We start from the raw sequence: 13,102 nt of genomic DNA on the forward strand, positions 1-13,102 counted from the left end.
AGGGGCGGTGTCCCGCCCCTTGCTCATCATCGCCGGCGCCGGCTCGGGAAAAACCAATACGCTTGCCCACCGAGTTGCCCACCTGATCGTGCGTGGAGCCGATCCGCGCCGCATTCTCCTGATGACGTTCTCGCGCCGCGCGGCGGCCGAGATGACCAAACGCGTCGAACGCATTGCTGCCGACGTATTGAAGGAGCGCGCTGCGAGCCTCATGGAGGGGCTGACCTGGGCTGGTACATTCCATTCCGTTGGCGCCAGGCTGCTCAGGGATTATGCTCAGGAGATCGGGCTCGAACCCACATTCACGATTCATGATCGGGAAGACTCGGCCGATCTGATGAACTTGGTTCGCCACGAGCTCGGCTACTCCGAGACGGGGAGCCGATTTCCCACCAAGGCAACCTGCCTGGCGATCTATTCCCGGGTCGTCAATTCCCAGGACACGGTCGAGGCCGTGCTGGGCAGCTACTACCCGTGGTGCATCGGCTGGAGCGACGAGCTGAAGCGCCTGTTCGGTGCCTATGTCGAAGCCAAGCAGGTCCAGAACATCCTCGATTACGATGATCTGCTGCTCTACTGGTCGCAGATGGCTGCGGAGCCGGAGATCGCAGCACACCTCGCCTCGCGTTTCGACCACATCCTTGTCGACGAATACCAGGACACGAACAGGCTGCAGGCTGCGATTCTGACGGCAATCAAGCCCGACGGCCACGGCCTGACGGTGGTGGGCGACGACGCCCAGTCGATCTATTCGTTCCGCGCCGCCGAAGTCCGCAACATCCTTGACTTCCCTGCCCTGTTTCCCGAAGCCGCGGATGTGGTGACGCTCGACCGCAACTATCGTTCGACAGATGCCATCCTGAACGCCGCCAATGCCGTCATCGGCGAGGCCTTCGAGCGCTTCACCAAGAACCTCTGGACCGAACGAACCTCACAGGAAAAGCCGTTCATCGTGACCGTGCCCGACGAGGCAGAACAGGCGAGCTATGTCTGCGACGAAGTCTTGAAGGAGCGCGAAGCGGGTACGCTATTGAAGGAGCAGGCCGTCCTCTTCCGGGCCGCGCATCATTCGGGGCCACTTGAGGTCGAACTCACCCGCCGCAACATCCCCTTCGTGAAGTTCGGCGGCCTGAAATTCCTGGATGCAGCCCACATCAAGGACGTGCTGGCGGTGCTGCGCTTCGCCCAGAACCCACGCGATCGGATCGCCGGCTTCCGAGTGATGCAGCTGATGCCGGGCATCGGCCCCTCGTTGGCCTCGAATGCCATCGACAGTATGGAACAGTCGCTCGACCTGGAGATGGGACTGGCGAGGTTCGTCCCACCGGCCCGGGCGGCAGGTGATTGGCCCGACTTTGTCGACCTCTTCTCCGAGCTAAGGCGCGGCCCCGGGTGGCCCGCCGAGATGGAGCGGGCGCGGCACTGGTACGAGCCGCATCTCGACCGCAAACACGAGGACGCAACGACGCGGCGGGCTGATCTTCTCCAGCTCGAACAGATCGCTTCGGGTTATCCGACCCGCGAGCGTTTCCTCACCGACCTGACACTGGATCCGCCCTCGGCAACGAGCGACGAAGCCGGCCCCCCTCACCTCGACGAGGACTATCTGATCTTGTCGACCATCCATTCGGCCAAGGGCCAGGAGTGGACCAAGGTGTTCGTCCTCAATGCGGTAGACGGTTGCATCCCGATCGACCTGAGCGCAGGCGAGCGCAAAGAACTGGAGGAAGAACGCCGACTGCTCTATGTCGCGATGACGAGGGCCAAGGACTCCCTCCACCTCATCACGCCGCAACGGTTCTTCACCTCCGGCCAGGTCGCGCGTGGCGACAGACATGTCTACGCTTCGCGCACGCGTTTCATCCCGGCGCATCTTCTGGAGCACTTCAAGGCCACGTCATGGACAAGCCAGTCGTTTCGTCAAGACAAGGCAGCACGGCCGCGTACAACCGTCGACATCAAGGGTAAGATGCGGTCGATGTGGAAGTAGCTCACGCTCAAATGGGGTTGAGAACGCCGGGCGTATCGTTTCGGTGATCTTACCTTTCGACCGATCATCCACATCGACATCAACTGGGATGACAAACGGCTTCATTAGGTCCGCAGGATCGGTTTCTCGTACCGAACGAGCTTACGAGGCCGAGCTCAGAAAGGCGTTCGACGCCCTACCCTGGCGCGAGCACTGGAGGGCACTTCTGCCTGGCCTCTTACTGTTCATTCTGATGATCGAGATGGCCGTTGCATTCGTCGCAGATGCGCCACGATGTCTCGCGGCAGTCTGCATCGCCGCGACTGTCTGGGCTCTAGGGTGCGAGGCTTGCGGCAGTAGGCTGGAAAGCTCGAGCTGAAAAACCGCGTAGAATCTGCAGCTCCAGCACTACGATCGTGCGCCAGCAGCTTCCACGAATGCGTCAAATATCAAGGCACCGGGGTGTTCATTCACATCGAACTTTTCGGGATGCCATTGCAGCCCTATGGCAAAGGAACGCGACGGCACCTCAATGGCTTCGACCACGCCATCCGGTCCATGGGCTGCTACGACGACATTGCTGGATATCTCAACGAGCGCCTCTCGATGAAAGCTATTGACGCTGAACGCGTGGACACCAAAGATGTCGGCCATTCGGGTGCCCCTCTTGATACTCACATCGTGGAATACGTTGGCTTGGTCATGGTTCAGTGCGCCCGGCCACGACGAATGCACATCCGAGACCATCCGGCAGCCGTTGAGACATCCGAGCATCTGCATGCCATTGCAGATACCGAGCACGGGTTTGTCGCGAGCAAGAAACCCTTCCATCAGCGCAATCTCTATGGCTACGCGGTCTGACGTCGGATACTTGGATTGGTCACCTTCGACGTACCACTTCTCAGGGAAGTTTATCCGTCCACCGATACTCAAGAACCCGTCGAATTCGTCTGCCACCTGGTCGAGCGTGTCAGCCACGTATGGAATGCCAATCGGAAGGGCTCCCGCCGAGGCTATGGCTGAAAAGTAGTTCTTCGAGGTCTCGTACAGGCCTCCGCCAGAACTGGTGTTTTCATCCATGATCACAGCGATAATAGGCTTGCGTGCCATTGTGTTCCTGCCGGGGCTCTAGAAGTTTCACAAACAAGTACGTGCATGTGCCAAAACAAATGTCACGAGACTTCGCTCGTGCAACCGAATGTTCACCAACTAAGTTGCTTCGGAATATCGCACCCGATGGCCCTTGCCTATCTGGAGGCGCTCAGGATTTTTCGGCATGGGCAGGCTCGTTTGCAGGAGGATTGGCTGACTGGTCGACGGCGATGGAGGGTGCGCCGACACGGTGGAACCCTCTTACCTCTCCCAGAATGCCGCGCGGGCGCAGAAGCAGGATCGCGCAGAGTGCCGTCCCGATCATGACGATCTGCAGCGATGCGGCGCGCGCTTGCTGTTCCGGCGGAAACAATGCTGACACCGTACTGGCTGAAACCGCCCAGATGCCCCATACGACGACCGCGCCGAGGATGGCGCCTCGGTTGTTGCCGGAGCCGCCAACGATCAGCATCGCCCAGACCTGGAAGGTGAGTGTCGGCATGTAATTGTCGGGGGCGATGAAGCCGATGAAATGCGCCTGCGTGGCGCCGGCAAGCCCCATGATGGCGCCGCCGATGGCAAATGCCTGGAGCCGGAACCGCACGGCGTTCTTGCCCAGCGCAAGGGCCGCCGTCTCATCCTCGCGGATGGCGCGAAGCACCCTGCCCCACGGGCTGCGCGCCAGCCGCTCCAGCGCGAGATAAAGCAGGATGACGATTGCCGCGAGCACCGCCAGATTTAGCGCGCTGAACAGAGAGGGATTTCCGGCAAGGCTGGCGAAGGGCCGTGGAATGAAGCTGATGCCGAAGGGGCCGCCGGTCACCGGTTCCAGGTTGAGCACGCACAATTGCACCGCGACGGCGACGCCGAAGGTGGCAATGGCCAGATAGTCGGCGCGCAGCCTGATCGTCAGCGCCCCAACCAGGAGGGTCGCCAAGCCGGTGGCGAGTGCACCGCCGAGCCAGCCGATGACGATTGGCATGTCGAAGCCGCCAAGGCGGCCGGGCGCATCAGGCGTGGTCAGAAGCGCCGAGACATAAGCGCCGATCGCAACGAAGCCCGCGATGCCGACATTGAATAGGCCGGTCTGTCCCCACTGCACGTTGAGGCCGAGACAGATGATGGCGTAGGTCAGCGCCATCGTCAGGAAAAATGCGCCATAGGCCATCAAGTCGAAAATCATTCCGGCCTCCCAAATAGGCCTTGAGGCCGCAAGAGCAGGATCACCACGAGGATGACGAAAGCGATCGCCGAGCGCCATTCGGCGCCGATTAGTTGCACGGCCAGCGCCTCGGCAAGTCCGACAATCAGCCCGGCAATCATGGCACCTGGCACGCTGCCAATGCCACCCAGGATAGCGGCAGCAAACAACGGCAGCAGAAGGTCTAGCCCCATCTGCGGGCGGATCTGAACCAGCAGTCCGGCCATCACGCCAGCGATGCAGGCGAGCCCCGCACCGAGCACCCAGACCGTACGGATCACCTTGCGCACGTCGATGCCGACAACGCCGGAAAGCTGCGGGTTTTCGCTGACCGCGCGCATCGAGCGTCCGATCGCTGTGCGCGTCAACAGGAGATGTACCGATGCCACCAGCACCGCCGCGACGCCGAGGGTTAGCAACTGGTCCGGCGTGGCGCGCAGCCCGCCGCCAAGCGGAAACGCGATCTGCAGCGCTTTGGTATAATAGAACGGCTGCGAGGTGAAGATGAATTCGAGAAGGTTGCGCAGGGTGAGTGCTGCGCCAAAACTCGCCATCACCAGGATGATCACCGCGCTGCGGCGCTCACGAAGCGGGCCGAAAAGCACGGCATCGACAAGCAGCGCCAGACCCGCGGTGAGGATGACTGCGATCACCGCCGCGAACGGCAGCGACCAGCCGAATGAAAACGGCCCGATCGGCGTCAACAGCGAGCCGGAGAGATAGCCGAGCGCACCGCTCACCGCGAGTGCGAAATAGGCGCCCCAGGCGACGAACTCGCCATGCGCGAAATTGGCGAAGCGCAGGATCGAATAAGTCAGCGTGACGCCGATCGCGCCAAGCCCGATCATCGAGCCGGTGATGAGGCCGTCCATCAGTGCTTGCGGGTTCATGAAGCCACCGGATTTTTGGCGTGGCGAGCGCCGAGATAGAGTTCGGCGACGATCGGATCGTCGGCAAGCCGCGACGCGGCCCCCTCATGCGCGATCAGGCCCTCGACGAGTATGACTGCCCTGTCGGCGACGGCGAGCGCGGCCTTGACGTTCTGCTCGACCAGAACGGTCGTCACGCCGGTTTTGTTGATGGTGGCAAGGCGGTCGAAAACCTCCGACACGATTTTTGGCGACAGACCGGCAGATGGTTCGTCGAGGATCAGCACGGATGGCTCGACGACCAGCGCACGGGCCACCGCCAGCATCTGGCGCTGTCCGCCCGAAAGCTGGCCGGCCCGGTGGGAAGGCCGCGAGCCAAGGTCGGGGAACATTGCGTAAAGTGCAGCGATCCTGTCGTTTCGCCGATCCTTCGGCAGGATGTTGGCGGCGATCTGAAGATTTTCATGGATGGTGAGCGTGGTGAAGATGTTCTCCGTCTGCGGCACGAAGGCCAAGCCATGGCGGATCTTTTCGTGGCTCGGCATGGCGGTGATATCGGCGCCGCCAAGCAGAACCTCTCCCGAGTGCACGGGAACCAGCCCGGCAATTGTCTTGACCAGGGTCGACTTGCCGGCCCCATTGGGGCCAAGCAGCACGACGAACTCGCCTTCATGCACTGAGAAATCGACGCCGCGCACGATCGGCAGGTCACGTTCGTAGCCGGCAACCAGCGCTCGGGTCGACAGTACGGGGTGCATGGTGGCGGTCATGCGACGCCTCCGAGATAGGCGCTAACGACAGCAGGGTGGCGGGAAACCTCCGCCGGCGTGCCTTCCGCCAGCAGCTTGCCTGCAGCCATCACGATCACCCGGTCGCATAGCCGCGCCACCATCTCCATGTTGTGTTCGATCAGCAGGATGGTCTTGCCTTGTGCATTCAGCGCGCGGACGCGGTCGATGATGAGTTCGAGCAACGTCGGATTTACGCCAGCCGCCGGCTCGTCCAGCAGGATCACGTCAGGGTCGGCCATCAGGATGCGCGCCAGTTCGAGCAGCTTGCGCTGGCCGCCCGACAAAACACGCGCCGGCTCGTTCTGTAATTTCGACAAAAGCACGAAATCGAGCAGCCCGCGCGCCTTCTCTACTGCCGCCCGCTGTTCGGCGGCGACCTTGCCTGCGCCGATAAAATTCATCCAGAAACGCTCGCCTGACTGATTCTGGGCGCCTGCCAACACGTTTTCAAGCACAGTCATTTCAGCGAAGGGACGCGGTATCTGAAAGGTACGGCCGACGCCGCGCCCGATGCGTTTTTCGGCGCCTTCGCCCGATACCTCGGCATCGGCGATCCTGATAGCACCAGACGTCGGCTTCATTGCCCCGGCGATCAGGTTGAACATGGTGGTCTTGCCCGCGCCGTTCGGGCCGATCAGCCCGACCATATCGCCCCGTCGCAGCGTCATCGACATGCCGTCGACCGCGCGCAGGCCGCCAAACTGCTTCACCAGGTCGCTGACCTCGATCAGGGGCGCATCGCCGTGAGCTAAACCGTTGGTCGAGAAGCTAGCCTGCATTCGAACTGCCGCGCCCAGTCGTGATCGTTGATGTTTGATCAAACTACATTGACACATTCGCGTATGGCAAGTAGAAAAACGGTGCCGATCATGATCGAAGGACTGCACGTTGAACGCCAACAATCTCCATGCTGTCGACCAGCGCGGCTCCAGCGCTTCGAAGGAGGGCAATTCCGGCCAGCGCAACGCCCTTGCGCCCGTCGGCCGCGAAACGCTGCATGAACGCGTCTATGCCGAATTGCGGCGCTCGCTGATCCATGGCGTTTTCGAAGCCGGCCAAGTGTTGCGGATCGTCGAACTGGCGGAAACGCTGCAGACCAGCACGATGCCTGTGCGCGAGGCGCTGGCGCGGCTCATTTCAGAGCAGGCACTCGAAGCACTTCCTAGCCGTTCAGTGCGCGTGCCGCTGGTCACCCGCGAACGGCTAGACGACCTTGCACAGGCGCGCCAGCTGATCGAGGAGCAACTGGTGGCGTTGGCTCTGCCCAACCTCGGTAAGGACGATTTCAATGAGTTGCGGCGGCTGACGCTCGCCTGCGAAGCGGCTTTCAAAAGCCACGATCCGGACAGGGCGCGTACGACATCCGAGCTCAACCACGCTTTCCACTTCTATATCTATCAAGCAGCGCGGTCGGCTGTACTCATCCCGATCGTCGAGAGTCTCTGGCTGCAATCCGGCCCCTATGTGCGCGCCGCGGCCCACATCCACGACGAAAACCGCGGCATACCTGCCGTGCATCATCACTGGGCGCTAATCGGAGCCCTGGAACGGGGCGACAAGGACGGCGCCAAGCGTGCGCTCACCGACGACATCACCCGCTCCTTCGATCTCGTCCGCAATCACCTTATCGCCATCGGCAATGGCGACGGGCAGGAGTAGATAATGACCGACGGCAAGGACGAAGCATTCGAACTTTTTGATCTGCGGGTCGAGGTCACTGCACCCGAGAACGGCCCCATCTATTGCGGCGCCAAACCTGGCGATCACTTCGAGTTGCGCGGCGAAATGCTCTTCCTGCCTCAGGGCCAGGGTTTCTCCATCTATTCGCTGGCTTCGGTGTTACCGCTGTTGGCGGCAAAGCAGCGCCCCACGCACCAGAACGACTGGATGACGACCGACGCGGAGGTGGCCTGCCCCGACCCCAATTGTTCGACGCGGCTGCGTATCACACGCACCGGGCTGCGCCGTTTCAACCATTCCGACACCACAGCCGTCCCCCTCCCCGGCGCTTGAGGACAGACATGCAGAAATTTCAACTGACGCCAGACTATGAAATATCGCGTGTCATTCGCGGCGGCTGGCAGATGGCCGGCGGCCATGGCGAAATCCGCGCCGACGAAGCCATGGCCGACATGACGGCATTTGCCGATGCAGGCATAACCACGTTCGACTGTGCAGACATCTACACCGGCGTCGAGGAGCTGATCGGCCAGTTTCGCGCGCACTATCGCAACCTGCGCGGCCAGGAAGCGCTCGATAAAATCCATGTGCACACCAAATTTGTTCCCGATCTCGACATCCTTGCGCACATCAGGAAGCAGAACGTCGAAAGCGTCATCGACCAGTCGCTGCGCCGGCTGAAGACGGAGCGGATCGATCTCGTTCAGTTCCACTGGTGGGATTATGACCAGCCACTGTGGCTGGATACCGCGCATTGGCTCGAAGAACTTCGCCGCGCAGGCAAGATCCGCAACTTCGGTGGCACCAATTTCGACACTGACCACATGACCGCCATCATCGACAGCGGCGTGCCGCTTGTCTCGATGCAAGTGCAATATTCCCTGCTCGACACCCGGCCACAGGGGACGATGGTCCCGGCGATTGCCCAGCGCGGCGTGTCGCTGCTCTGTTACGGAAGTGTCGCCGGCGGCTTCCTCAGCGACCGCTGGCTGGGCGTTGCCGAGCCAGGCGAGCCGTTGGAAAACCGATCGCTCACCAAATACAAGCTCATCATCGACGATTTAGGCGGCTGGGACCTGTTTCAGGCGCTGCTCCGGGCCTTGCGGGAGATCGCCGACCGCCATCAGACCGATGTAGCGACGGTGGCGAGTGCAGCCGTGCTTTTGCGCCCGGGCGTAGCCGCCGTCATCGTGGGGGCGCGCAACCGCGCGCATCTCGCCTCGAACCTTGCGATATCCGACATCTCGCTGACGCCCGCCGACATGGGACAGATCGATGCGGTGCTGGCTTCCGCGACCCCGCTTGTCGGCGACGTGTACGCGCTGGAGCGCGATCGCACCGGCCGCCATGGCTCGATCATGAAATACAACCTCAACAAGGGAGCCGCCTGAAAGCAGCTCCAGAAAATCCGCCTGAACCACTGGCCGACAGGGAACCGGCCAAACAACAAAGAAGGGGAATGGAAATGAAAAGAACACTGCTTCTGACCACCGCGTTTGCGGCCCTAGCGCTCGGAGCCGCCGCGCCCGCCAATGCCGCGGATTGCGACATCACCATCGGCATGGTGATGGAACTGACCGGCCCGGCCGGCGCCTATGGACAGGCCGGCGCGAAAGCCGTCGACATGGCATTCCGCGACTTCAACGAAGCCGGCGGCGTCGGCGGCTGCAAGCTGGTCACCGATACGCGCGACAGCCAGAGCCAGGGCACCGTTGCCGTTGACCAGGCAACACAGCTCGTCAACATCAAGAAAGTACCGGTGATTATCGGGGGCATCATTTCCTCGGTGTCGATCCCGATCCTCACCTCGGTCACTGCGCCCGCCGGTGTCGTGCAGGTCTCGCCGGCATCGTCCTCGCCGACGCTGACCGAGCTCGCCCGCGACGGCAAGACCAACGGTGTGTTCTTCCGCACCATCACCTCCGACGCGCTGCAGGGAACCGCTGCCGCCAGGTTTGCGCTCGACCAAGGCCTGAAGAAGATCGCCATCGTCCATGTCAACAACGACTTCGGCGTCAACATGGTGCGCGAGTTCAAGGCCGCCTACGAAAAGCTCGGCGGCGTCATCACCTCGGTCACGCCCTACAACGAAAAGCAGGCTAGCTACTCGGCGGAAGCAACTTCGGCAATGGCAGGCGAACCCGAGGCGCTTTACCTCGTCAGCTATCCCGTCGACGGCGCAACGATCGCGCGCGCTTGGATTTCCAACGGAGGTCCGCAGAAATTCCTGCTCAACGACGGGATGAACTCGTCAGACTTCGTAGCAGCCGTCGGCGCGCAGTATCTGGAAAACGCCTTCGGAACCTCGTCGGGCACCAGCAAGACGGCATCGACCGAATACTTCAACGCCAATTTCGAGAGCTTCTCCAACGGCATCAAGCCGGATGCTCCCGCTGCCGACCGTTCCTATGACGCTGGCGCCATCGTGGCGCTTGCCGTCGCCAAGGCAGGCAAGGGCGACGCAGCCGCAATCAAGGCCGCCATTCCCCAGGTCGTTGCCGCCGACGGCGAACCTATCCACGCCGGCAAGGAAGAGTTCACCAAGGCCTTGGCGCTGATCAAGGAAGGCAAACCGGTCAAGTATGAAGGCGTCATCGGCCCGGTGAGCTTCGATGAGCATGGCGACATCACTGGCCCGTTCAGGCTGTGGCGCATTCAGTCGGGCGAAGTGAAGACAATCGGCGAGATGAGCGCCGCCGACGTGACCAAGCTCAAGGCCGAGCTTGAAAAATAGCTACGGCCACTGTCTGCAGCAAATCATGTAGCAATCCCCGAAGCGCCTGACTGCGCTTCGGGGATTGTTATTGACGAACGGTGGTGCGGTTTCCGATCCGGAAGATGTATGGGTTCTCCTCTGGATTACGCCGCTGGAATTGCGCCTATCGCTGAATATCGCGCTGCCCGATCTTCGAAGTGCGCCCAAGCTTGCACTCGCCGATGCTGAGTGTTGGCGGGGGACAAGCCCGAGCCAGGCTGCGAAGGCGCGCCCGCGCTGGAAGCTTGCCATGTACGAACGTTTCGATCGTCATGGCAGTGACCGGACCGATGCCAGGCATGCGGCGCAAGCGTGTAGCGATGGCGGTTTGCTTCGTCGGCGACCCGCACGTCTAGCGCTTCGATCCGCTTCGTAAGCTGCGCAATCTGGTCGAGGTAGAGATGACCGAGATCGTGGACCAGGTCGGGCAGGTCATTGCCTGCTTGAGCAAGGATGGCTGAGAGACGGATAACGCTCCCAAGGCCAATGGGTGCAAGATGACCATGTTCGGCCAGATGGCCGCGCGGGGCATTGGCGAGCTGTGTGCGCTGCCCAATCAGCAACTCGCGAGTTCGAAACAACGTGGCATAAGGCTGCTAATCAGCCGTCTTGATCGGCACTGTTCGCATTGTCGTTCGCTGGGAAGCACCAGCGATAGCCTCGGCATCAGCCATATATTCCGCAGGTAGAATACGCCATATATGATGAGTTAGTTTGATATTTTGTGCATATCTGGATACTTAAATAGCGAGCGCTATCTCAGTCTGGTCGTTTACGAAGGCGGCCTCATATTCGCGCGCCAGCGTACTGAAGACGCCCACCTGTCGAAGTGCATCTCGCCATTCCCCAGAGATGCGCTGCGCCGTCTCACGGATCATCTGGCGAGCATCCGTCTTGGCGATCTCGAAGAACTCGCAGGCCTCGAAGGCCAGACGGATCGACCGGTCATGTGCGCCGCCCTCAAGAATTGCCGTTTCGAGATGCGGATTGCGGTCAGGTGCGGGGTTCACGCCGAAAACCGGAGACAGTCGCCAGCGACCGGCCCCCACATAAAGGAAACCATGGTTCTTCAGATGGTCATCCTTGTTCGACACGAGAATGGTGAAGATCAGGCGCAGAAAGAGTTCGCGGAAATCTCCCTGCGGATCGGCGGCGTTTGCCCGCATGAAGTCGACGATCTCCGTATAGGAACCGAGCTCGGTTCCTATCTTCCCCAAAGCGGTGCGGGCCGAGATGTAAGGAATACGCGCGGTTTTGCGCCGATCGAAACGCTGGATCAGAGCCACCGGAAAGGGTGTATCGGCCAGCTCCAGCCTGAACTCGGGCGTGCGGAGGCCACAGGCTCGAGCGAGGCGGAGCGTTGCCACCTCAACGCGCTCGATTGGGTGCTGGTCGTGAACCGAGGTGAACTTGGCAAGCCAGAGCGTGTCGCCGTCTCGGACATTGGCCTTGGGACGCGCGCCACCGGAACCGCCCGCGCCGGCGAGCGCCTGCATCTCTTCGGCGGATATCTCCTTGCCTTGCTCATAGGCCCGGGCGATGGCCGTGATGGCCTCCAGATCGACCAGTCGCGGCACCGCGTCGACCGCGCCACCCCGGATGATTTCTCCCCTATCGTCCACAAATCGCAGCGCGCCCTGCCGGCAGGCATCATCGGACAGCGTCAAATACTCGAACTCGGAAAGGCCGGTGCCATAGGTGCGTTCGAGAAGCCTGCGGCCCCAGCTGTCCGGCGCGGCGTCGGCGAAGACGCCCGCCAATGCGTCGCGCATGCTTCCGAGCTGCCCAGGTGTGTGAAATGGCCCAGCTTCAAGAGGAAAGGTCGGCTGCACGGCAAAGGCGCGAGGATTCTCGACCCAGGCGGGATCATAGGCAAAGGTCGAGAATTGCCGCGGCCCGGCCTGCGTGAAACGCAGCTGGCCAACGGGCATCAGGCTCTCGCCGAGAACAACACGGGCGTTGAAGTCAGACATCAGAATGACGCTCCGTCCGGATCGATGACATCCGGATGCTTCTCTGCCATCTTACCCTTGGCCTTCTGCCTGCGCAGTGTGGTCGCAAAAGATCGTCCGCGACGCGGCTGGCGTTCGGCGGTCAATGCCAGACCCAGATCATCCTTTCGGATGTCGATCAGGTCGGCCAGCCGGTCGACAAGACCAAGCACGACCAGGATATCCGCGAGCGTGCCGATCCCGACACCGGGATCCCCCTTTTCGAGACGTGCGACGGTGCTTGGCGACGTGCCCGCCCGCACCGCCAGATCGGCCATGGCAATGCCGCGCCGCAAACGAGCGCCGCGGACGTCGTGTCCAAGCCTTTCGAGGGCGGATTTTGATTTCGGCGAGCCCATTGCAATGATCCAGATACGGTGATTAATATTATTTATTACATCATATATGACTAACTTGACAGATTCGACAAGGGGGGTTGTCGCGACAGTGGTCCTGCCGACCTACCCACCAATCGTGAAGCTACCGGCTGCCTAGGGGGCCGGAGAGATGTATCGCGACGACTGGCGGCCGGCTGGAGGATGCGGAAGCGAGCCGCCGATTCGACGTTATTGCCCGATACCGAATGCCCCCGCCTTGCCTAAATAGATCGGGTCACGTCGTTTGCGGCGATCGTCGCGCCAAAAAAGAGACACAGATCCAGTAAAAGTATCGGGTCGCGCTCGCACTGTTCTTCGATTCCGAGTRCCAAAGCCAGCTGGGTCAGCGCGGATCGCGCTATCGTTGTGAGCTCGAT

General features: G+C 61.4%; 13 protein-coding genes. 5 read left to right on the plus strand and 8 right to left on the minus strand.

All coding sequences use genetic code 11. The features are described 5' to 3' along the window. On the plus strand, positions 1-1,990 hold a 1,990-nt coding region (locus tag AC1DWF_RS25265; RefSeq protein WP_476842180.1), incomplete at its 5' end, for an ATP-dependent helicase. A 387-nt stretch (positions 1,991-2,377) separates the two neighbouring features. Here AC1DWF_RS25265 and AC1DWF_RS25270 read toward each other — a convergent pair. From AC1DWF_RS25270 to AC1DWF_RS25290, 5 genes are all read right to left on the minus strand, one after another. Further along, positions 2,378-3,079, minus strand: a complete 702-nt coding sequence (locus tag AC1DWF_RS25270; RefSeq protein ID WP_476787083.1) for a gamma-glutamyl-gamma-aminobutyrate hydrolase family protein — start codon at positions 3,077-3,079, stop codon at positions 2,378-2,380. 151 nt (positions 3,080-3,230) lie between these two features. Then, positions 3,231-4,244, minus strand: coding sequence for a branched-chain amino acid ABC transporter permease (locus AC1DWF_RS25275; RefSeq protein ID WP_476789059.1), 1,014 nt, complete (start codon positions 4,242-4,244; stop codon positions 3,231-3,233). Beyond that, positions 4,241-5,152, minus strand: coding sequence for a branched-chain amino acid ABC transporter permease (locus tag AC1DWF_RS25280; protein ID WP_476804409.1), 912 nt, complete (start codon positions 5,150-5,152; stop codon positions 4,241-4,243). Before AC1DWF_RS25280 ends, AC1DWF_RS25275 begins: the two co-directional genes overlap by 4 nt. Continuing rightward, positions 5,149-5,901: a branched-chain amino acid ABC transporter ATP-binding protein gene (locus tag AC1DWF_RS25285; RefSeq protein WP_476785048.1), complete on the minus strand. Its 753-nt coding sequence runs from the start codon at positions 5,899-5,901 to the stop codon at positions 5,149-5,151. Before AC1DWF_RS25285 ends, AC1DWF_RS25280 begins: the two co-directional genes overlap by 4 nt. Continuing rightward, a complete protein-coding gene (locus AC1DWF_RS25290; protein ID WP_476785049.1) occupies positions 5,898-6,701 on the minus strand; it encodes an ABC transporter ATP-binding protein in 804 nt (267 codons plus the stop codon). The genes AC1DWF_RS25285 and AC1DWF_RS25290 overlap by 4 nt, the downstream gene beginning before the upstream one ends. A 109-nt stretch (positions 6,702-6,810) precedes the next feature. Here AC1DWF_RS25290 and AC1DWF_RS25295 point away from each other — a divergent pair, with 109 nt between their 5' ends. The 4 genes from AC1DWF_RS25295 to AC1DWF_RS25310 all read left to right on the plus strand — a co-directional run bounded on the left by AC1DWF_RS25295 (position 6,811) and on the right by AC1DWF_RS25310 (position 10,336). Continuing rightward, positions 6,811-7,581 carry a GntR family transcriptional regulator gene (locus tag AC1DWF_RS25295; protein ID WP_476785050.1) on the plus strand — a complete coding sequence of 257 codons (771 nt, stop codon included), beginning with the start codon at positions 6,811-6,813 and terminating at the stop codon, positions 7,579-7,581. A 3-nt stretch (positions 7,582-7,584) separates the two neighbouring features. Then, a complete protein-coding gene (locus AC1DWF_RS25300) occupies positions 7,585-7,935 on the plus strand; it encodes a TIGR04076 family protein (RefSeq protein WP_476785051.1) in 351 nt (116 codons plus the stop codon). 8 nt (positions 7,936-7,943) lie between these two features. Then, positions 7,944-8,993, plus strand: a complete 1,050-nt coding sequence (locus AC1DWF_RS25305) for an aldo/keto reductase (protein WP_476785052.1) — start codon at positions 7,944-7,946, stop codon at positions 8,991-8,993. A gap of 74 nt (positions 8,994-9,067) precedes the next feature. Further along, positions 9,068-10,336: an ABC transporter substrate-binding protein gene (locus AC1DWF_RS25310; protein WP_476785053.1), complete on the plus strand. Its 1,269-nt coding sequence runs from the start codon at positions 9,068-9,070 to the stop codon at positions 10,334-10,336. On the opposite strand, the gene AC1DWF_RS25315 is transcribed toward AC1DWF_RS25310, so the two are convergent. The 3 genes from AC1DWF_RS25315 to AC1DWF_RS25325 all read right to left on the minus strand — a co-directional run bounded on the left by AC1DWF_RS25315 (position 10,337) and on the right by AC1DWF_RS25325 (position 12,707). After that, positions 10,337-10,609, minus strand: coding sequence for a transposase (locus AC1DWF_RS25315; RefSeq protein ID WP_476785054.1), 273 nt, complete (start codon positions 10,607-10,609; stop codon positions 10,337-10,339). A 488-nt stretch (positions 10,610-11,097) separates the two neighbouring features. Continuing rightward, on the minus strand, positions 11,098-12,330 hold the full coding sequence (locus AC1DWF_RS25320; protein ID WP_476789062.1) for a type II toxin-antitoxin system HipA family toxin: 1,233 nt from the start codon (positions 12,328-12,330) through the stop codon (positions 11,098-11,100). Beyond that, entirely contained in the window at positions 12,330-12,707 is a 378-nt protein-coding gene (locus AC1DWF_RS25325; RefSeq protein WP_476786932.1) for a helix-turn-helix domain-containing protein, read from the minus strand. The genes AC1DWF_RS25320 and AC1DWF_RS25325 overlap by 1 nt, the downstream gene beginning before the upstream one ends. Positions 12,708-13,102: the final 395 nt, after the last annotated feature.

This window comes from Aminobacter sp. P4_D5 (genome assembly GCF_056401815.1).

Excerpts from the sequence above, each read along its gene's own strand:
- AC1DWF_RS25315 (WP_476785054.1), bottom strand. The coding sequence starts at position 10,609 with ATGGCAAGCTTCCAGCGCGGGCGCGCCTTCGCAGCCTGGCTCGGGCTT.
- AC1DWF_RS25270 (WP_476787083.1), bottom strand. The coding sequence starts at position 3,079 with ATGGCACGCAAGCCTATTATCGCTGTGATCATGGATGAAAACACCAGT.
- AC1DWF_RS25325 (WP_476786932.1), bottom strand. The coding sequence starts at position 12,707 with ATGGGCTCGCCGAAATCAAAATCCGCCCTCGAAAGGCTTGGACACGAC.
- AC1DWF_RS25305 (WP_476785052.1), top strand. The coding sequence starts at position 7,944 with ATGCAGAAATTTCAACTGACGCCAGACTATGAAATATCGCGTGTCATT.
- AC1DWF_RS25280 (WP_476804409.1), bottom strand. The coding sequence starts at position 5,152 with ATGAACCCGCAAGCACTGATGGACGGCCTCATCACCGGCTCGATGATC.
- AC1DWF_RS25290 (WP_476785049.1), bottom strand. The coding sequence starts at position 6,701 with ATGCAGGCTAGCTTCTCGACCAACGGTTTAGCTCACGGCGATGCGCCC.
- AC1DWF_RS25285 (WP_476785048.1), bottom strand. The coding sequence starts at position 5,901 with ATGACCGCCACCATGCACCCCGTACTGTCGACCCGAGCGCTGGTTGCC.
- AC1DWF_RS25275 (WP_476789059.1), bottom strand. The coding sequence starts at position 4,244 with ATGATTTTCGACTTGATGGCCTATGGCGCATTTTTCCTGACGATGGCG.
- AC1DWF_RS25320 (WP_476789062.1), bottom strand. The coding sequence starts at position 12,330 with ATGTCTGACTTCAACGCCCGTGTTGTTCTCGGCGAGAGCCTGATGCCC.
- AC1DWF_RS25310 (WP_476785053.1), top strand. The coding sequence starts at position 9,068 with ATGAAAAGAACACTGCTTCTGACCACCGCGTTTGCGGCCCTAGCGCTC.
- AC1DWF_RS25300 (WP_476785051.1), top strand. The coding sequence starts at position 7,585 with ATGACCGACGGCAAGGACGAAGCATTCGAACTTTTTGATCTGCGGGTC.